At 61.6% G+C, this 17401-nt stretch carries 17 protein-coding genes; 7 read left to right on the top strand and 10 right to left on the bottom strand.

Annotated elements, in window-relative coordinates; genetic code table 11:
• The first annotated feature begins 71 nt into the window (after window positions 1-71).
• Together ACQ450_RS01145 and ACQ450_RS01140 are read left to right on the top strand one after the other, a co-directional pair.
• Window positions 72-2612, top strand: coding sequence for an NAD-dependent epimerase/dehydratase family protein (locus tag ACQ450_RS01145; RefSeq protein ID WP_431470164.1), 2541 nt, complete (start codon window positions 72-74; stop codon window positions 2610-2612).
• Between the two features lie 48 nt (window positions 2613-2660).
• A complete protein-coding gene (locus tag ACQ450_RS01140) occupies window positions 2661-3158 on the top strand; it encodes a hypothetical protein (protein ID WP_299309621.1) in 498 nt (165 codons plus the stop codon).
• 187 nt (window positions 3159-3345) lie between these two features.
• Here ACQ450_RS01140 and ACQ450_RS01135 read toward each other — a convergent pair whose 3' ends face one another.
• The 3 genes from ACQ450_RS01135 to ACQ450_RS01125 form a co-directional block, all read right to left on the bottom strand.
• Window positions 3346-5304, bottom strand: a complete 1959-nt coding sequence (locus ACQ450_RS01135) for an FTR1 family protein (protein ID WP_431470163.1) — start codon at window positions 5302-5304, stop codon at window positions 3346-3348.
• A 252-nt stretch (window positions 5305-5556) separates the two neighbouring features.
• Entirely contained in the window at window positions 5557-6195 is a 639-nt protein-coding gene (locus tag ACQ450_RS01130) for a cation transporter (RefSeq protein ID WP_188053749.1), read from the bottom strand.
• The gene (locus tag ACQ450_RS01125; RefSeq protein ID WP_431470162.1) at window positions 6192-6899 is read right to left on the bottom strand and encodes a class I SAM-dependent methyltransferase; all 708 of its coding nucleotides are present in this window, start codon (window positions 6897-6899) and stop codon (window positions 6192-6194) included. The genes ACQ450_RS01130 and ACQ450_RS01125 overlap by 4 nt, the downstream gene beginning before the upstream one ends.
• A gap of 69 nt (window positions 6900-6968) precedes the next feature.
• Here ACQ450_RS01125 and ACQ450_RS01120 point away from each other — a divergent pair, with 69 nt between their 5' ends.
• Complete coding sequence (locus ACQ450_RS01120) at window positions 6969-7376, top strand: MerR family transcriptional regulator (protein WP_223177013.1); 408 nt, start codon at window positions 6969-6971, stop codon at window positions 7374-7376.
• A gap of 170 nt (window positions 7377-7546) precedes the next feature.
• Here ACQ450_RS01120 and ACQ450_RS01115 read toward each other — a convergent pair whose 3' ends face one another.
• A complete protein-coding gene (locus tag ACQ450_RS01115) occupies window positions 7547-7948 on the bottom strand; it encodes a MerR family transcriptional regulator (RefSeq protein WP_431470161.1) in 402 nt (133 codons plus the stop codon).
• A 67-nt stretch (window positions 7949-8015) separates the two neighbouring features.
• Between ACQ450_RS01115 and ACQ450_RS01110 the strand changes: the two genes are divergently transcribed.
• From ACQ450_RS01110 to ACQ450_RS01095, 4 genes are all read left to right on the top strand, one after another.
• The gene (locus ACQ450_RS01110) at window positions 8016-8633 is read left to right on the top strand and encodes a cation transporter (protein ID WP_431470160.1); all 618 of its coding nucleotides are present in this window, start codon (window positions 8016-8018) and stop codon (window positions 8631-8633) included.
• 381 nt (window positions 8634-9014) lie between these two features.
• The gene (locus tag ACQ450_RS01105) at window positions 9015-10655 is read left to right on the top strand and encodes an acetolactate synthase large subunit (RefSeq protein WP_431470159.1); all 1641 of its coding nucleotides are present in this window, start codon (window positions 9015-9017) and stop codon (window positions 10653-10655) included.
• A complete protein-coding gene (locus ACQ450_RS01100; RefSeq protein ID WP_431470158.1) occupies window positions 10652-12031 on the top strand; it encodes an aldehyde dehydrogenase family protein in 1380 nt (459 codons plus the stop codon). Before ACQ450_RS01105 ends, ACQ450_RS01100 begins: the two co-directional genes overlap by 4 nt.
• 207 nt (window positions 12032-12238) lie before the next feature.
• The gene (locus ACQ450_RS01095) at window positions 12239-13174 is read left to right on the top strand and encodes a bile acid:sodium symporter family protein (RefSeq protein ID WP_160611813.1); all 936 of its coding nucleotides are present in this window, start codon (window positions 12239-12241) and stop codon (window positions 13172-13174) included.
• Between the two features lie 151 nt (window positions 13175-13325).
• Here the strand turns inward: ACQ450_RS01095 and ACQ450_RS01090 are convergent, their stop codons facing one another.
• Genes ACQ450_RS01090 through ACQ450_RS01065 form a run of 6 tightly spaced genes read right to left on the bottom strand, consistent with a single transcriptional unit; the run spans window position 13326 to window position 17365 of the window.
• Window positions 13326-14267 (bottom strand): cation diffusion facilitator family transporter, encoded by a 942-nt coding sequence (locus ACQ450_RS01090; protein ID WP_160611812.1) that lies wholly within the window; start codon window positions 14265-14267, stop codon window positions 13326-13328.
• A gap of 9 nt (window positions 14268-14276) precedes the next feature.
• Window positions 14277-15158, bottom strand: a complete 882-nt coding sequence (locus tag ACQ450_RS01085; protein WP_160611811.1) for a hypothetical protein — start codon at window positions 15156-15158, stop codon at window positions 14277-14279.
• Entirely contained in the window at window positions 15155-15334 is a 180-nt protein-coding gene (locus ACQ450_RS01080) for a hypothetical protein (RefSeq protein ID WP_160611810.1), read from the bottom strand. Before ACQ450_RS01080 ends, ACQ450_RS01085 begins: the two co-directional genes overlap by 4 nt.
• Entirely contained in the window at window positions 15331-16356 is a 1026-nt protein-coding gene (locus ACQ450_RS01075; RefSeq protein WP_431470157.1) for a sodium:calcium antiporter, read from the bottom strand. Before ACQ450_RS01075 ends, ACQ450_RS01080 begins: the two co-directional genes overlap by 4 nt.
• A complete protein-coding gene (locus ACQ450_RS01070) occupies window positions 16353-16982 on the bottom strand; it encodes a cation diffusion facilitator family transporter (RefSeq protein ID WP_160611808.1) in 630 nt (209 codons plus the stop codon). Before ACQ450_RS01070 ends, ACQ450_RS01075 begins: the two co-directional genes overlap by 4 nt.
• Entirely contained in the window at window positions 16979-17365 is a 387-nt protein-coding gene (locus ACQ450_RS01065; RefSeq protein ID WP_431470156.1) for an STAS/SEC14 domain-containing protein, read from the bottom strand. Before ACQ450_RS01065 ends, ACQ450_RS01070 begins: the two co-directional genes overlap by 4 nt.
• Window positions 17366-17401: the final 36 nt, after the last annotated feature.

The following is a 17401-nucleotide window of genomic DNA, read 5'->3' as shown; positions in this document are numbered from 1 at the left end:
CTCAAGCTGCCAGCGCTATGGTATAAAGGGGAAGACCGCGCGTCGCAGAAAGTCGGAGGAAGGATCACATCTTGAATGAAAATTCCGACAGTCCTGTCGTAATCGTCACCGGTTCGAGCGGCTACATAGGCTCCTCGATCGTAAAAAGACTCGCAGCCCGCTATCGCGTGATCGGCTTCGATCGCGATGCGTCGCCGCACCCGCCGGCGGAAGCCGAGTGCGTTTGTGTCGATGTCACCGACCAGGCGAGCATCGATGCGGCTTTCGAACGTGTCCGCACAGCCTATGGCGCCAGAATTGCTTCCTTCATCCATCTGGCCGCGTATTTTGATCTCACAGGCGAACCCAGTTCCAAATATGACGAAGTGACGGTCAAGGGGACTGGTCGGCTGCTCGATGCGCTGCAGGATTTCGATATCGACCAGTTCGTGTTTGTCAGCACGATGCTGGTCCACGCGCCGGTCAAGCGCGGCAAGCTGATCGACGAATCCTCGCCGCTCGACACGCATTTGCCCTACCGGCAATCGAAGGTCCGTACAGAACAACTGATCCGCGAGCAGCGCGGCGACATCAATGCGGTCTTCGTACGGCCTGCGGGCGTCTACGACGACGAAGGCCATTCGGCGTTCCTCGCACAGCAGATCGCGCGCATCTACGAGAAGCGGCCCAGCGCCCGCGTCTATCCCGGCGATCTCGACACCGGCCAGCCCTATCTGCATCTCGATGACCTGCTCGATGCGCTGGAGCGGATCGTCGATCGCCGCGGCGACTTGCCGGAGGAATGGCCCGTCCTTCTCGGCGAAGACGACGTGATGTCGTACGGCGATCTGCAGAAGGCGCTGGGTCGCCTGATCCACGACGAGGACTGGACGACCCGTTCGGTCCCGAAGGGCTTGGCCAAGACGGGCGCCTGGGTCGAAAACGAAGTGCTCGGCGAGGAGGCCTTCATCCGCCCTTGGATGGTCGACATTTCGGACGATCACTACGAACTCGATCTCAGCAACGCGCGGGAAAAGCTGGACTGGACCCCGCAACACAAGCTGAGGACCACGCTTCCGCGGATCGTTGAAGGTCTGAAAGCCGACCCTGCAGCCTGGTATGGCGAAAACAAGCTCAACTCCGCACGCGTGGCCGGTAGCAATTTCGAGGAAGCCGACAATGCAAAGCCAACCCCGCTAAGCGAAAACGCTCTGGCGGACCATTCCAGCCACATGCGCAAGATGCACTTCAGCATGCTGTGGGTTCATTGGCTGACCATGGCGCTCGGCCTCTGGCTCGCGACCACACCCTTCGTCTTCGGAACCTTCGACCAGAGCGAATTCGACTCCGCGGTCATGCGTGTAACCGAGGACCGCAATCTCTGGGATCCGGCGCTGCGGAGCTGGCTGACAGCCTGGAACGATGTCGTGAGCGGCATCTTGATCATGGTCTTTGCGGCCATCTCGCTCTCGCCGCGCGGAGGCTGGGCGCAATGGGCGAACACCTGCATCGGCATCTGGCTGCTCGGCGCCCCGCTGCTGTTCTGGACGCCCGATGCGGCCGTCTATGCCAACGACACCTTCATCGGCGCGCTGGTGATCGCTTTCACCATCCTGGTGCCGATGATGCCGGGCATGGCGCCGGAGGGCATGATGGACGACAGCGACGTGCCGCCGGGCTGGACCTATTCGCCTTCGACCTATGTCCAGCGCATGCCGATCATTGCTCTTGGCGCCGTCGGGTTCTTCCTTTCACGCATTCTCACGGCGTATCAGCTTGGCCATATCGACGGCGTGTGGGAGCCCTTTTTCGCCTCGCCCATTGCGCTCAACGGCACCGAATACATCATCACTTCGGATGTATCCAAAGCCTGGCCGGTGGCCGACGGTGGTATCGGCGCGATGAGTTACATGTTCGAGATCCTGATGGGGGTGATGGGCGGCCGCGCTCGCTGGCGGACCATGCCGTGGATGGTGACGCTGTTCGGTATCGTCGTGGTGCCGCTGGGCGTGATCAGCATCTATTTCATCATCATCCAGCCGATCATGATCGGGACCTACTGCACGATCTGCCTCATGGCGGCCGCTGCGATGCTGATCATGATCCCCTACTCGCTCGATGAACTCGTCGCGATGGGTCAGTTCCTCGTTCTGAACACGCGGCGCGGGCGACCGTTCTGGCGTTCTTTTTTCCGCGGCGACGCGTTGCCGGGCGGTAGCAAGGACAAGCATCCCGGCTTCGATGCCCCGCTCGCGGCGATCGGCGGTTCGGCGGCGCGCGGGGTCACGGTCCCCTGGACATTGGCCATCAGTGTGCTGATCGGCGCTTTCCTCATGTTTTCAAGGCTCGTTCTCGGCACAGAACCACCACTGGCCGACAGCGAACATGTGGTGGGGGCGCTCGTCATCACGGTTGCGGTGATAGCGATGGCGGAAGTTGCAAGACCGCTGCGTTTTCTGAACGTAGCGTTTGGTCTCTGGCTGATGGCGGCTCCCTGGCTGATGGGCGGAGGCACAAGCTTCACGGGCAACATCGTCGGTACGGTACTCGGAGCATTGCTGATAGGACTGAGCCTGCCGAGAGGGCGCCGGAGCGACGAGCATTACGGGAGCTGGGACCGCTTCGTCGTCTAAGATGCTTGTATAAGCAGCGTAGGAACCGGGGATCGAACTCTCGGGCACTTGGCAGAACTTGAACAGGAGACACTGGCTCTGGACCGCAGCACCCGAGATCCACAACGAATGACCTGGCGCGGCGCGCATCCCGCTCTTTGGCTCGCCATATTCGGAGTGCTCATCGCGTTTGCGTGGGAAATGCTGCAACTTCCCTTCTATGAGACCGGCGATCTTAATCCTGCTGCGGCTGCGCGTCGCTGCGCTCTTGCAGCGCTGGGCGATGCCGGAATCATGGTGGCAGCGTATCTCGGGGCTTCGATCGGCAGCGGAAAGACTCCCTGGCTGCTCGCGTGGCCGGTTTCCCGCTTCGTAGCCTATCTGATCATTGGCCTCAGCGTCACGGCGGCCATTGAGATGCTGGCCGTGCGAAGCGACTGGGGGTGGACCTACAGTCCGGCCATGCCGCTCGTGCCCATCTTAGATATAGGTGCGGTCCCGGTGGCCATGTGGATCATCGTTCCTACGGTGGCACTGTGGATGACGCGCAGGATGGGAGTGAACTAGGGACTCGGCGTCGCTTTTGTCGTTTTTTGCAACGCGCCACCCATGGCTGCTGCACGCCGCATCAGAGGAAACACATCGCGACACGGCGCCGATCCAAAGTAATCGTTCGGGCGACAAGCCTGCGCGCGCAGATTAGCACCGGGCAAGCTCGCACCGATGTACCGAGCGCCGCCATTCATCTTCTTGACTAGGCTTGCATCGCGGCAGCTCTTCGCTGGCCTCCGCTGCTCCGAAACCCGAAAAACAGGATTCCTGCGGTGATCACCTGCGCAGCAATCGGCTCGACGGCTGGATAGAACCCAATCAAATCGACCCGTGGGAGACCTTCGAGGAGGGTTACGCCCAGCATCCCCGCTTCTTGAAGCGCGCCAATTCCCTTGCCGGCGAGTACTACGGCGAGGACTGCGACCAGCCACGCACTGTACCTGAAGAACTGTGTAATTGGGAGTTTCCGGCTGTAGCGGAGCATGATCCAGGCGAGGACCGCGAGGACGACGAGTGCTGACAGCGCACCGGCAAGAATGGTCCCGCTGTTCTGAGGATTCCACAAGGCCGCGTAGAACAGGATCGTCTCGAATACCTCGCGGTAGACCACCACGAAGGCGAGCCCGAACAGGAACCAGGCAGACCGGCGCGAAAGAGCCTTACCCATCTTTTCCTGAATGTACCGCCGCCACTCGTCGGCCTGGCTTTTCCCGTGCATCCAGATGCCGACCGAGACGAGCACCACGGCCGCCAGTAGCGCGCCGAACCCTTCGGTAAGCTCACGGCTGGCGCCGCTTATGGTCACGAAATAGGTCGCAGCAGCCCAAGTCGCCACACCGGCGAGCAGGGCAGAAATCCACCCGCCGTGGACGTAGGGCATGACCTCGGTTCGCTCCGACTTCCGGACAAACGCGATCATCGCTATCACCACCAGCAGCGCCTCGAGCCCCTCGCGCAGCAGGATCGTGAAGGCGCCGAGGAAGGTTGAAATGTCTGTCGCCGCTTCGGGCGACGAAGCGGTCTCCGCGCGGTCCAAAAGCGGATATATCTCCCTGAGCTGGCTGCGCAACTCCCCTGGCCGAACACCCGAGTTGATGCTCGCGCGAAAGCCGCTAAGCGCTTGCTCAACCTGCAGCATCAGATCTCCGTCCCGAGTGGACAGAACCGCCTCAAGCGGTTCGAACCCATCGAGATAGGCGGAAAGGGCAAATTCGTTGGCTTGCGCGCGGTCCCCACGCTCGTACGCGGCAAGGCTTTCGCGCAGTTTCTGGCGAACAAAATCCAGTGATCCCGAGCCTTCGGCGGTTGCTACGATCTGCGGATTGGCTCGCAAGTAAGCCATGACGGCAAATGCCCGGTCCTCCCCGATCTGCTGCGCCAACGCCGCTGGTGTCAGGGCGACCAGCGCTTCGAGATCAGGTACGAGACGGCGGATCTCGGCGTTCTCCTCCCAGATGCGCTGGCCTTCTGCTTCGTGCGTGAAGGCTATGCCGCCAGCGTAGAGAGCCAGCGCCCATCGATCCTGATCCTGGAGGGAAGCAAAGCTCGGCATGGTCGTGCCTTCAAGACCCTGGGTGATGACTTGGTAGAGCCCGAACGCGCTGCGCTCCTGCGCGCGCTCCTGATCGGTGAAGTCGATCGGCGGGGGATCGATGTCCATCAGCTGCGACGGCGGAGACTCGCCAGCCGATCCGTGGCACGCGGCGCAGTTCTGGGCGAACAAAGTTGTTGCACGCGTCAGATCAGGCGCCTCGCTGGGGGCGAGCGGGACCGGGTGCTCCGCGAGCAGGGCGGCGGCAAGACTGCGCGCCAGTTGTGCGACTTCGCCGGCCGGCCGCTTGGCCGCAATGGCTTCCCTCAATTCTCTGGCGCGTTCCTGGAGAACGCTCTTGTTCCGACTGGCCGGAAGGCTGCCGATCCGCTCGGCGACCGACGCAGAGAACTCGATCATCTCGTCGTATTCGAACTGGTTGGACACCTTACCGTCGGTAACCGCTGCGCCGTAGTCGACAGCCACATAGTCAAGCATTCGCCAGGTAGTCGCGACTCCGGGTGCGCCAGCGCGCGCTGCGCCAGAAGCCACAACGCTTAGGAGGAGAACAACGATGAGGACAAGCACTCGGCCATTGCGGCCCCAGGAAGGCAAACTGCGATCGGGCATGGAAAGCTCTTATATTCGATGCGACTGATAATCAATTGCAAAGGGTCGGCCAGAGCCAAGGTCACGCAGCTGCGGTCCAGCCGGCGCAGCTCGGCATGCGAGCTGTTCGCCAAAGTCCCAGCGCGGTCGCTATCGACGGCTTCTAACTGTCAATCTCGCATGGCTGTTGGTACGAAAAGACATGATCGTCGCACGTGTTGCAGCGCAGACGAGCTGCAGGTTCAGGCTCCGGCGCGAAGGGTCTTCTGAGCCTCATCGTTCCTCCGCAAGCTCCCGCCTGGCGCCACGGATGATCTCCCAGGCCGAGTGAAGGAAGACGACGGCGATGATGGCTGCGACGATTAGATCCGGCCAAGCGCTCTGCAGCCAGTAGACCAGGCCGGCGGCTATGACGACCGCGACATTGTTGATCGCATCGTTGCGCGAGAACAGCCAAATTGCTCGTGCTTGGGCATCGCCGCTATCCCGGAAGCGGGCCAGGACGAGAGCAGCCGTGACGTTAACAGCCAGAGCCGCGATCCCGATGCCGCCCATCAGCTCCGCTTCGGGCGCGACGGCGTTCATCGCGCGCCATGCGGCCATCCCGAGCACCCATACACCGAGCAACGCGAGGAATAAGCCTTGGGTGAGTGCAACCTTCGCGCGAGTGGACGCGGCCCAGGCCAGCGCGAGCAGCCCGATAAAGGTGATCGACCCGTCGCCCAGGAAATCGAGCGAATCCGCCTTCAGTGCCTGGCTATTCGCAAGGAAGCCGCCAAACAGTTCAATGATCCCGAACCCGGCATTGAGGATGACGACAATCCAGAGCGCGCGGCGATAGGCGGGATCGACGGCAGCTCTATTTGTATCCCCGTGGCAGCCGCAGCCGGTTTCTCCTTTCGATTCTGTCATGACGCCTCTCTAGAACCTCCAGTCACTGGAGGAGCAAGCCTCTTTTGCAACGCCGGTGCTACTTTGAGGCGAAACAGGCTGATCTCCCCCGTCGGCGTGCGGACGACCCGGCGCGGGCGGCCGCTGTCAGGCTCGAGATCAGCGAGGATCGCTTCCATTGCTCCGCGAGCGTTCGGTTCTGTGTTCTCAAACCCGTCCAAGCGCTGCACCAAGCCGAACAATGCGCGCATGAGTCTGGAGCGCTGTCGCGCATAGTCGGCGATATGGACTTCGCCGCCGGATCTTACCGCACCGACCATGGCTGCGATCCCGCGCCTCTTTTCCTCCATTGGCACTTGATGGAAGACAAGGCTCGAGACGATCTTTGTGAAGGGGTCGCCATATCGATCCGCTTCATGCGCGAACGCCTGCCGCCAGTCGATCTCGATGCCCGCTGCAGATGCCTTGCCGGCGGCGATCTCCAGCACCGCGGGATCCGGATCTAGTCCGACAACTCGCGCGTTCGGCACCGCCTCCTTGATAAGCAAAGCGAACGTCCCGGTGCCGCAGCCGACGTCCAGGATCACATCGTCCCCGGAGGGGGCGAGCTGGTCGAGCAGGGCTGAGCGCCATGTCATTTCGCGCGTGAGCAGCCTAATGGCGAGATCGTATGCGCCGGTCAGTTTTGGCCGGCCCAGTGCCGGCGTGAAGTTCGTGGGGTCCATTCGGCCTTCCTGACGATTGACTCAAGAAGGCACAGGATACATCCTCCAGTCACTGGAGGATCAAGACTTATGGCGATGCTGATGATCGGCGAGCTGGCGAGGCGCACTGGCGTCAAGGTCAACACCATCCGCTTTTACGAGGATATCGCCTTGATGCCGAAGGCGGCGCGCACCGATTCCGGCCGCCGCACCTATAGCGAAGCGGATGTAAAGCGCCTGAAGTTCATACGGAACGGGCGTGACCTTGGTTTTTCAACGGAGGAGCTGAAGTCACTGATTGCTCTCTCGGAGCACCCGGACCTCGATTGCGGAGCGGCGGCTGCGATCGCACGCCGTCATCTTCTCGCTGTAGAAGCGAGGATGTCTCGTCTGATGCTGATGCGGCGTGAGCTGGAGAGAGTGGCCGCCAACTGCGACGGCGGCCGCATGGCCGATTGCCAGGTCATCGGTGCCATCGCGGACGCCCCATCACATTGAGCATCGAACGATCCGCTTCGCTTGGCGATTTCGCAGTCAGGCACTATTCTCCAGCCACCTAGATTGCTGGCGCTTTCCTGTCCGAAGTCGACATATCGGCCGCCAGTTGATCTCTCTATACCATGCATCCATGCCTTTGCAGGTTTTCGAGAAGCGAGCTTCGGCGCTGGCTATGGCCTTGCGCGCAAAGCACCCAGGCTCTCTACAATTCGGCAATCGCCAATACGGTCCGCCTCACAAGATTGTAGCATCTGGCCTAGTTCCTCACGCAGCGCGGTCAGGTCGGCAATCTTGCTGTCGACCTCGCTCAGCTGTTGCTGGACAAGCTGGTCGACATTCTCGCAAGGCTTGTCGTCATGGTCGGACAGGGCGAGCAATTCGCGCACCTGCGCCATGCTGAAGCCGAGTTCGCGCGCACGTCGCACGAATGTCAGCGCCGCCAAATGGTTCTGCGAATAGTCGCGATAATTGCTGTCGGTCCGGTCTGCCGTGGGCAGGATACCCTCGCGCTCATAATAGCGGATCGTCTCCGCCTTGGTGCCAGTGGCTCGCGCCAGTTCGCCGATACGCATCGCTTGACCTTGTAGTTGCTACAAGGTGCATATGTCCCTGCGACTCGAACGTTGCAAGGAGAGCGGCTTGGACAAGTCCTGCTGCCAGACGCCAGATACTGACCCAAGCGCGCACAACAATCCGCGCTGGCGGCTGATCCTGTGGATCGCCCTGATCGCGAACGCCGGAATGTTCGTGGTGGAGATCGTCGCCGGTATCACGGCCGACTCCCGCGCGCTCCAGGCCGATGCGCTCGATTTCTTCGGCGATGCGGCGAACTATGCGATCAGTCTCGGTGTGGCGGGTATGGCTCTGGCCTGGCGAGCAAAGGCTGCCCTGTTCAAGGCCGCCACAATGCTGGCCTTCGGCCTTTGGGTGATCGGCTACGCGATCTATGGCCTCGCCATCGGTTCGAACCCCGACCCGAAGACGATGGGAGCCATCGGGACGCTGGCTTTAATCGTCAACGTCATCGTTGCGCTGCTGCTGTTCCGCTATCGCGAGGGGGATGCGAACATGCGCTCGGTGTGGATCTGCTCGCGCAATGATGCGATCGGCAACCTCGCCGTCGTCGCGGCTGCACTTGGCGTGTTCGGCACCGGGCAGGCGTGGCCCGACTTGCTTGTCGCTGGCATCATGGCCGGCCTTGCCATCTGGGGCAGCAGCGAAGTCTTCACACAGGCGCGCCGGGAGCTGGCCGCATGACTGACGGCACCCCCGCGTGCGCGGGCTAGTTTTGGCTGAGGAATTCCACGCCGCGAGGGTTGCGAAACTTTCGGTCGAGGGAGCTTGGCGAAGTCCGCGCTTAGGGAAGACCTGTAGATGTCGGCGATCCGCCCCGCATCGGCGAAACCAGGCCGGTTGCTGCGCCTCGTCAGCCATAACAGCGATCCGAGGACGTTGGCGGAACGGTGATCCGACGACACCGTTACTATCTACTCGGACGACTCGTGGCGGCCTCTCCTGCAATTGGTGAATGAGTCTGTTAGATTTGCTCGGTGGTCGTAGCCGTCGCCCAACCAATTCAAATCCTGGAGGGCGATTGCAGCAGGCATATAGATAGAAAATCCAAGAAAGACTTCGCTGATGAAAGCCTCTGATCTCCTCGTCGCCGCCCTGGAAGCCGAAGGAGTCGAATATATCTTTGCCGTTCCCGGCGAAGAGAACCTCGATCTGGTCGAGTCGCTGCGCACATCTTCAATCCGCTTGATCGTCACCCGGCACGAGCAAGGGGCGGGATTCATGGCAGCGACGTATGGGCGACTCACCGGAAAAGCCGGCGTCTGCCTGGCGACGCTGGGGCCGGGGGCGACCAACCTTACAACCCCGGCCGCCTACGCTGCGCTGGGCGCTTTCCCCCTCGTTATCATTACGGGGCAGAAGCCTATCAAGGTCTCGAAACAGGCCCAGTTTCAGATCGTCGATGTCGTCGCGCTCTTCACCCCTCTATGCAAGATGGCGAAGCAGATCGTGAATGGCGAGCGCATCCCTTCGCTGGTGCGGGAGGGCTTCAGAAGAGCTCAGGAGGAGCGGCCCGGTGCGGTCCTCCTGGAGTTGCCCGAGGATATTGCGAAGGAAGAGACCTCCGAAGCGGTCGTTGCGCCTCACCCGCGACACTATGCCGTGGCGGGCGATGCCGCGATAGATGAAGCGGCCGAGCGTATAATGGCCGCCGAACGGCCGCTCCTTCTGGTAGGGGCCGGAGCCAACCGGCGCAGCGCCTGCAAAGCACTCCGCAAGTTCGTCGCCGACACCCAGTTCCCGTTCTTCGACACCCAGATGGGCAAAGGGGTGCTAGACGAAGCGAGTCCGCTATATCTCGGCACCGCGGCGCTGTCCTCGGACGACTATGTTCATTGCGCCATCGAGCGCGCCGATCTGATCGTCAACATTGGCCATGACGTTGTCGAAAAGCCACCCTTCTTCATGGAGCCCGGCGGGCAAACCGTCATTCACATCAATTACAAGGCCGCCGAGGTCGACCAGGTCTATTTTCCGCAGCTGGAGGTCATCGGCGATATTGCCGGTTCGGTGGAGCGTCTGGGAGAGCGGCTTCGCGGCAAGCAGCCGTGCGACCTGACAGCTTATGCCGGTGTGCACGAAGAAATCGCCGCGCATATCCGCCGCGGCAGTGACGATACACGGTTCCCGATCGTACCACAGCGCGTAGTTGCCGATGTGCGCCGGGTCATGGGACGGGACGACATCGTCGCTCTCGACAATGGCATCTACAAGATCTGGTTCGCCCGCAATTACATCGCGCATGAGCCCAACACCATTCTGCTCGACAACGCACTGGCAACGATGGGAGCCGGGCTGTCATCGGCCATGATGGCGGCGATGCTCTGGCCAGAGCGCCGCGTGCTGGCTGTTTGCGGCGATGGCGGGTTCATGATGAATTCGCAGGAAGTAGAAACCGCGGTCCGGCTTGGCCTCAACCTGGTTGTGCTCATTCTGAATGATGCCGCCTACGGGATGATCCGGTGGAAGCAGGAGCAACTTGGGTTTCCCGAATACGGCCTGAGCTTCGCCAATCCGGATTTTGTCACTTACGCGAAAAGCTACGGCGCGACGGGCCACCGGATCGACAGCAGCCAAGCACTGATTCCTACCTTGAACGGTGCGTTCGAGAGCGGCGGCGTTCATCTCGTAGACCTGCCGGTAGATTACTCCGAGAACCGCAAAGTTTTGATCGATGAACTGAGCGCGATGGAATGCCCCCAATGACCTGGCAGGTCCTCAACCCTTACGACCAGGAGTGCATCGGCAGCGTGGACCTGGTCGAGTGGCCGCAGGTCGACCGCTGGCTCGACGAAGCGCGCGCGTTGCACGAAGACCGGCAGGCGTGGATTCCGGTTCATGAGCGGATTGCCATTTTGCAGCGCGCTGGCGCGCTCATGCGCGAGCGTGCCGAGATGCTTGCGATGCAGATTGCACGCGAGGGCGGAAAACCGCTTGTCGACGCCCGTGCAGAAACCAGCCGCGCCATACAGAGCGTCGAACTCTGCGTGCATGAATTGTTCGCGAGCGGCGGGCGCCAGATTCCGATGGACCTGAACGAGGCGGGCGCAGGTCGCAGAGCATACACCTTCCGAGAGCCGATCGGGCCTGTGGTCGCGATTTCGGCATTCAACCATCCGCTTAATCTGATCGCTCATCAGGTGGGCCCCGCAGTCGCGACCGGGTGCCCCGTTCTGGTGAAGCCGGCCAAGGATACCCCCTTGTCCTGCAAGAGCTTCGTAGAAATCCTGTACGAGGCAGGTCTCGACGAACCCTGGTGCCGCTTCGCGCCCTGCACGAACGATGTCGCCGAGCAAATGGTCACGGATCCGCGAACAGCGTTCTTCTCCTTCATCGGGTCAGCAAAAGTAGGCTGGATGCTTCGTTCCAGGCTCGCACCCGGCACGCGCGTGGCGCTGGAACACGGGGGCGCGGCGCCGGTCATCGTGGATGAGAATGTACCGCGCGAAAACGTCATCCCGGCGCTCCTGAAAGGGGGCTTTTATCATTCTGGCCAAGTCTGCGTTTCGGTCCAGCGGGTTTTCGTTCCGCGCGCCGAATTGCCGGACTTCGCTGCCGAGCTGGCCGCGGGCGCAGAGGCACTGAAGGTGGGAGATCCGACCGAAGAAGAAACGCAGTGCGGCCCTCTCATCCGCCCTGCCGAGGTCGACCGGGTCGAAGCCTGGGTCGCTGCCGCCGTCGAGAATGGTGCCAGACTGGCCGCGGGCGGGAAGCGCATCGGCCCGACGCTCTATCATCCCACCGTTCTGGTCGATCCGCCCCGCGACGCCAAGGTCTCGCGAGAAGAGGTGTTCGGGCCCGTGGTGTGCGTCTACGGATACGACAGCATCGATGCAGCGATTGCCCAGGCGAACGAGCTGCCGTATTCCTTTCAGGCCGCCGTATTTACCGAACGGCTACAGATCGCCGATCGTTGCGTCGAGCGGCTGTCTGGTTCCACCGTGCTGGTTAACGACCACACCGCATTCCGGGTCGACTGGATGCCCTTTGCCGGGCGACGGCATTCCGGTCTCGGAACAGGCGGTGTCGGATACACAATGGCCGACATGAGCCCGGAAAAGATGGTGATCACGAAGAGATAGTCCGGCCTCGGTTGACATCGGCTGCAAACCAGACCGCCGAACTCGATCACTTTCAGCGAGCTTCGGCCTCTGACGGCTTTCTGGTTCTTGCGCGGAGACTACCCAAACTGTGCTGGTCGCGCTCGGATTCGCGTGGAAGAAGCGCAGATTGGGCCAGCACCGCGCTGTCTGACGGTACACCGCCCGCGTATTATCCAGGACAATCGAATGCAGAAGCTGCTCGCCCTTGTTGAGAACAATCTCCTGCTTCTTGCGGTTCTGGCAGCCGCTTTTGGTCTATTCGTTCCGTCGGTCGGAATTGCCCTCTCAAGCAGCATCGGGCCACTTCTGGCGGCGCTCATGCTGGTTATCAGCCTTACCTTCGATGCCCATGCGGTGAAGCTGGTGCTTCGCAAGCCGGACCGGCAGCTCTGGGCTCTCGGGCTGGTCTATGGTCCGATGTCGCTCGCGGGCTGGCTCATCGGGCGTTTGTTCTTCGGCTCGGGGCATCTCGCGGCGGGGCAGACGCTGGTCGGCACGTTGCCGACAGACGTCTCGGCGCCGCTGCTGGTCCTGCTGGCGAAGGGCAATGTCGCGCTTGCCGCAGTGCTGAATGCGGTGAACACCGCCCTGTCGCCGTTCATCGTACCGTTTCTCTTTCTGTTTCTGACCGGCATCGAGCTCCAGGTTCCGGTGGGCGCGGTCGTGCTCGAGCTGATTCTCGTCGTACTGGTGCCGACCGTGGTCGGGGTATACCTGCGCACGCGCTTTGCGGCCGCCGTCAGCCGCCACGACAGCGCCTATCCGGCGATCGGTTCGATATTCTACCTGCTGCTGCTGCTTGCTGTGGTGGGACCCAACGCAGATACGATTCTGGGATACGGCTGGTTCGCCGGGGTCATCGCTCTTGCCGCCCTGCTGCTGAATCTCATCGGGTATGCGGTGGGTTCGATCGCAAAAGTGTTCGCCGCGGACCGCGAAGAAGTAATCACCTACCTTTTTACCGTCAGCAAAAAGGAGTTCAGCATCGCTGCGGCGTTCGTGGCAGCCTCCGGCCTGCCAGCTGAAATCGCAGTCCCGGCGGCCTTCTTCGCCGTTATCCAGATGATCACCTCGCCGATCGCCGCCAAGATGCTGGCGTCAGGCGCGGCGAAGCAGGCCTAAAGCTGCGCCAGGATCACGGGCTCAGAAGAGGCCACGGTGAAGCCAGGAGCGTCAGGCCTATTGCTGCCAGCAGAATACGCGCGTGCCCGCCCGCCGGTGCGATGGGACTGCAGCGCAACCTCTGGGCTCGGCGTGCTGCTTGCGCGATGGATCAGTGATCGGGGCCGTTCGCAAGAGGATGCTTCGGAATCAGCTGATCGTCACATTCGCTCGCGAGGCACGCCTCGAGCGTTGCATGGGCGATGCCGAACCGTTCCAGCAGCAGATCCCGTAACGGTTGTTTGAGCTCTTCGAACGCCTGAAGCGAGGCCGTGGAGGGAGTGAGATGTGCCTCAAGGGCGCGATGGTGCTCTCCCAGGTTCCAGACATGCACATGATGCACACCCGCGACTCCTTCGTGCTCCTGCAGCGCCCGAACGATCTGATCGAACTCGACCTCATCGGGCACCGCTCCCATCAGCAGGCGAACCGTTCTCGGCATCAGCGACAGACCCTGCCAGATGACATAGCCGGCAATGACCACTGTGATGATTAGGTCCGCGAGGTAGAAATCGTACAGGAGAATAAGGACGCCTGCCGCAATCACTCCGACGGAGGCCATCGCGTCAGAAACATTGTGAAGGAATGCCGCCTTCATGTTGATGCTGTCGCGTGCGCCGCGATGGGTGATGAAGGCGGTGACGAGATCGATCACCAGGGCAATTCCCGCCACGCCAATGACGGTCCAGCCCTCAATGGGCTGCGGATCGGCGAAGCGGTTGATGGCCTCCACGAGCAGGTAAAAGCCGATGATGAACAGCGTGGTCAGGTTGATGAGCGCGGCGACGACTTCCCCTTGGGCATAGCCGAACGTCATAAGCTTGTCCGCAGGTCGCCGCCCGATCAGGCGCGCAAACCACGCGAGGCCGAGCGAAGCCGCATCGCTGAAATTGTGCAGGGCATCTGCGATAAGCGCGAGTGAACCGGACACGATCCCGCCGATTATCTGCGCCACCGTCAGCAGAACGTTGATCGCCACGGCGAAAATCAGCTGGCGATCGCTCAGGTTCTCTTCGCCATGACTGTGGCCGCCGTGATTGTGGGAGTGACCCATGTTGCTTTCCTATCCCCTCGTCTGAAGGATGTTCGGTTGAGCAGACGATTGCTCCACCGGATGCTCGAAGCCCGCGTTCGAGATACCAGCAGCGTCCAGAACATCGTCAAGTCCAACGGCGAACAGTGCGAAGGCGACAAAACCACACAGGAAGACGAGAGCGGATCCTACCTGCTTTCCCGCGGCAATCCCTTGCCCGTGAGAGAGCAGGGTCCTCGTCGCCGCAGCAAGGAGAAATCCTCCGAAGAACGCAAGAAGCCCCGGCAGGCCTCGGCTGTCGAAGCTGTGCACTGTCCAGAACGCCAGGAGTGAAAAGACATTGAGCGTCAGAAAGAGAGCAAGCTGCGATACAACGCGGTCCATCCGCCTCATCTTCGCCGACAGAAATCCGGCGGTGAGCTGGCGGGAAACAAGAACATTTGCTGCAGCAAGGCCAGTCGCCAAAGCTATGCCCAAGGTGGCCGACGCGGCGGCTGCTACGCCGATAGCCATGCCGTACCCGAGCAGGTCGACGATCGCGAAGACGGAGCGTTCGGCGAAAGCAGACTGGCGGCCGCTTTGATCAGCGCTTCTGTTCGGCGTCTTCGCGCGACGAAGCGCAAGATGCCGAGCTGCCGTGCACAGGATAACAGAAGCTGCCGCGCCAGCCAGATACAGGAAGGGGATGAGCCAACGGCCGACAGTTAGCTCGGCAAATGGCATAATCGTGACGGCAACGAGCGCAAAGAGAACGCCCGAGACGCCAGGCATGAGCAGGTCAGATCGGCGCAATTCCGCTGCGGCGCGCTCGGCCCATACTGCCCCGACGATCAAGCCGACGCTGGCGAGCGTCGACAGGAGCAGGGCATGCGACCGGCTTTGTGTCGCAAAAACGGTGTCGATGATCGTCACTTGACGATCTTTTCCGAGCCAGCCCGATGCAGACAGGCAAAACCATTGAGTGCGAACATCATGGCGGCGCCATCTCCCGCTGCCACGGCGAAGTCAGGCTGCCGATCACCCGGCGCTCCACTGCGATGAGACGGGCCGGCGTAGCTGGCACCGGCTTGCTGATGTTCGCTGCTCATGCCCCGCCTCCCGAGCCTTGGAACGGCTGCACCCAAAACACGATGACCGCGACGAACGCCGCGTAGGCGGCTGCAAAGCCGAAAATTGTCCAGCGATGAAACCCCCTCGCCTGCTCGCCCGAAAAGTGGATGAACATCGCGTAGAGGACAGGCATCAGCGCCACGAACGCCAGGCTGACCCAGAAGAGGCGAAAGTCCTCTATCGGCGTGCCGATGATCGTAAGCGGTATGAAGGCGAGTGTCATCGTCACCGCATGATCGCCGATCACGCTGGTGCTGGCCGAGGTGACCTGGCCGGAGCGGGCGACGCTCCAAGTTGCGAAGACCTCCGGCAAAGCTGCTACAGTGGCGGTAATGAAGAGACCTCCCACCACATTGGGGATGCCCAGTGCGCTGATGATCTTCTCACTGGAGAAAACGGTGAAATAGGCACCGACCGCAAGCGCGCTGACGCCTGCGATCGCCATCCACCGTTCCTTGCGGCTCCAGTCGACATTCTCGCCTTGCTTGCGGCCGCGCACCAGAGCCTGGACGAGGTACGCCAAATAGGCGAGCAGCAGGAGCCAGCCGTCGATCGGTTGCAGGCCTCGCCACGGGGCGGGCAGCGTCAGCAGCGCGAAGACCGCGAGGATCGCCAGATAGGGTAGCGCCTGAACGGTGACGGCACCTTTGTCGACCGCGACGTAGTGCTTTCGCCGGTGCTCTTGGTGGTCCTTGTTACCCGATTCCTTCAGACCCGACTTGCGGGTTGCGACATAAGCTGTCGCGACCATCAGCGGGATGGCGAGGACGTTCGAGCCCAGCATGGCGCCCAGTCCAATATCGGAGACGCCGCGCGCCGCGCTCGTGACGTTGATGCCAATTTCTGGCGAGGCTGCGGCGATGCCCAGAAAGGAGCCACCTGCGGCAACCGAAAAGCCCCATTGCTTGCGAAGCTTCTTGAGCGGCCCAGACAGCCGCTCCGCGCCCCAGTACGCTGTCCAGACGGCGGCGAGAAGAACCGCTGCCCAGACCGCTGTCATTTTTTCCCGAAACCCTGGTGTTCGGTGCCCTTCTCCTCGTGAATGTCCATGTGCGCATCGCGGAGGATCTCAATGCCGCCATACAGCGCAATGCAGGCAACAGCGATGCCGACAACAAGATCGGGCCAGTTGGCACCGGTGAAGAGCACGACGATGCCAGCAATGATAATACCGCCGTTGGCCACGAAATCGTTGAAACTGAAGGTAGTGGCCGCGCGCAGGTTCACATCCCGGTTCTGCAGTCTCTTGAGCAGGTAGAGCGAGAGAAGGTTAACGACCGCCGCGACGGCAGCGATCGCCATCATCATTATGCCAGCAGGCTCCGATCCTTCGACGAAACGGCGTATGGCATCGAGGACGACGCCGACCGCAAAGATCAGGAGCATGAAACCGGAAACGCGCGCCGCCCCGCGCTTCCACACTCGCGAGCGAGTGAGGGCGAGTAAGGTCAGCCCGTAGACGACCGCGTCGGACGTATTATCCAGGCCGTTCGCAATCAGGGCGTTGGAATCCCCTATCGCGCCGGTGATGAAGAAGCCGACTGCAATGGCGACGTTGAGCCAAAGCACGATCCACAGAGTACGGCGCTTGTCGGCGGAGGCGAGATCGAGGTCGGTTTCGCTCATTCGGCGTTACTTTCGCCTTCGGCACCGGTCCGCGCCCAGCGTTCGGCGCGCCCTCCGGCATCCGGATCGAAAAAGCGCATTTCAGCCGGCGGGAAGAGAACGTCGGACAGTTTGGTGGCCCATTCGTGCCAGTCTCTTGTGCCGATGATGGCGATACGGCCGAACTGGTCCTTGTGCATCACGTCGAAGCGGAGGTCGCGCCAGATTCCGCCAAGGTCCCAGCCCGAGAAATCCGGCGCGAGCTCGATGACCATCGGCACCGTTCCCTGCTCGATCGCAGCAATGCGCTCGAACAGGGGTACGAAGCGGTCGTAGTCGGAGCTTTCGAGGGTTCCCCCGGCTTTAATCCGGATCAGCCCATTCTCTTCTTCGATCTCCAGCACAATAGCCTCTTCGGTCCGATTCTTTCAGGACCCTTT

Origin of the sequence: Sphingosinithalassobacter sp. LHW66-3, from assembly GCF_050703275.1 — a bacterium.
Classification (GTDB): Bacteria; Pseudomonadota; Alphaproteobacteria; order Sphingomonadales; family Sphingomonadaceae; genus Sphingomonas.
This window is presented reverse-complemented; position numbering and strand designations above follow the sequence as displayed.

Bases quoted from the DNA above. Each gene is read 5' to 3' on its own strand.
- ACQ450_RS01105 (WP_431470159.1), top strand. From the start codon at position 9,015: ATGAAAGCCTCTGATCTCCTCGTCGCCGCCCTGGAAGCCGAAGGAGTC.
- ACQ450_RS01070 (WP_160611808.1), bottom strand. From the start codon at position 16,982: ATGAGCGAAACCGACCTCGATCTCGCCTCCGCCGACAAGCGCCGTACT.
- ACQ450_RS01115 (WP_431470161.1), bottom strand. From the start codon at position 7,948: ATGCGTATCGGCGAACTGGCGCGAGCCACTGGCACCAAGGCGGAGACG.
- ACQ450_RS01120 (WP_223177013.1), top strand. From the start codon at position 6,969: ATGGCGATGCTGATGATCGGCGAGCTGGCGAGGCGCACTGGCGTCAAG.
- ACQ450_RS01075 (WP_431470157.1), bottom strand. From the start codon at position 16,356: ATGACAGCGGTCTGGGCAGCGGTTCTTCTCGCCGCCGTCTGGACAGCG.
- ACQ450_RS01080 (WP_160611810.1), bottom strand. From the start codon at position 15,334: ATGAGCAGCGAACATCAGCAAGCCGGTGCCAGCTACGCCGGCCCGTCT.
- ACQ450_RS01090 (WP_160611812.1), bottom strand. From the start codon at position 14,267: ATGGGTCACTCCCACAATCACGGCGGCCACAGTCATGGCGAAGAGAAC.
- ACQ450_RS01130 (WP_188053749.1), bottom strand. From the start codon at position 6,195: ATGACAGAATCGAAAGGAGAAACCGGCTGCGGCTGCCACGGGGATACA.
- ACQ450_RS01125 (WP_431470162.1), bottom strand. From the start codon at position 6,899: ATGGACCCCACGAACTTCACGCCGGCACTGGGCCGGCCAAAACTGACC.
- ACQ450_RS01100 (WP_431470158.1), top strand. From the start codon at position 10,652: ATGACCTGGCAGGTCCTCAACCCTTACGACCAGGAGTGCATCGGCAGC.
- ACQ450_RS01095 (WP_160611813.1), top strand. From the start codon at position 12,239: ATGCAGAAGCTGCTCGCCCTTGTTGAGAACAATCTCCTGCTTCTTGCG.
- ACQ450_RS01135 (WP_431470163.1), bottom strand. From the start codon at position 5,304: ATGCCCGATCGCAGTTTGCCTTCCTGGGGCCGCAATGGCCGAGTGCTT.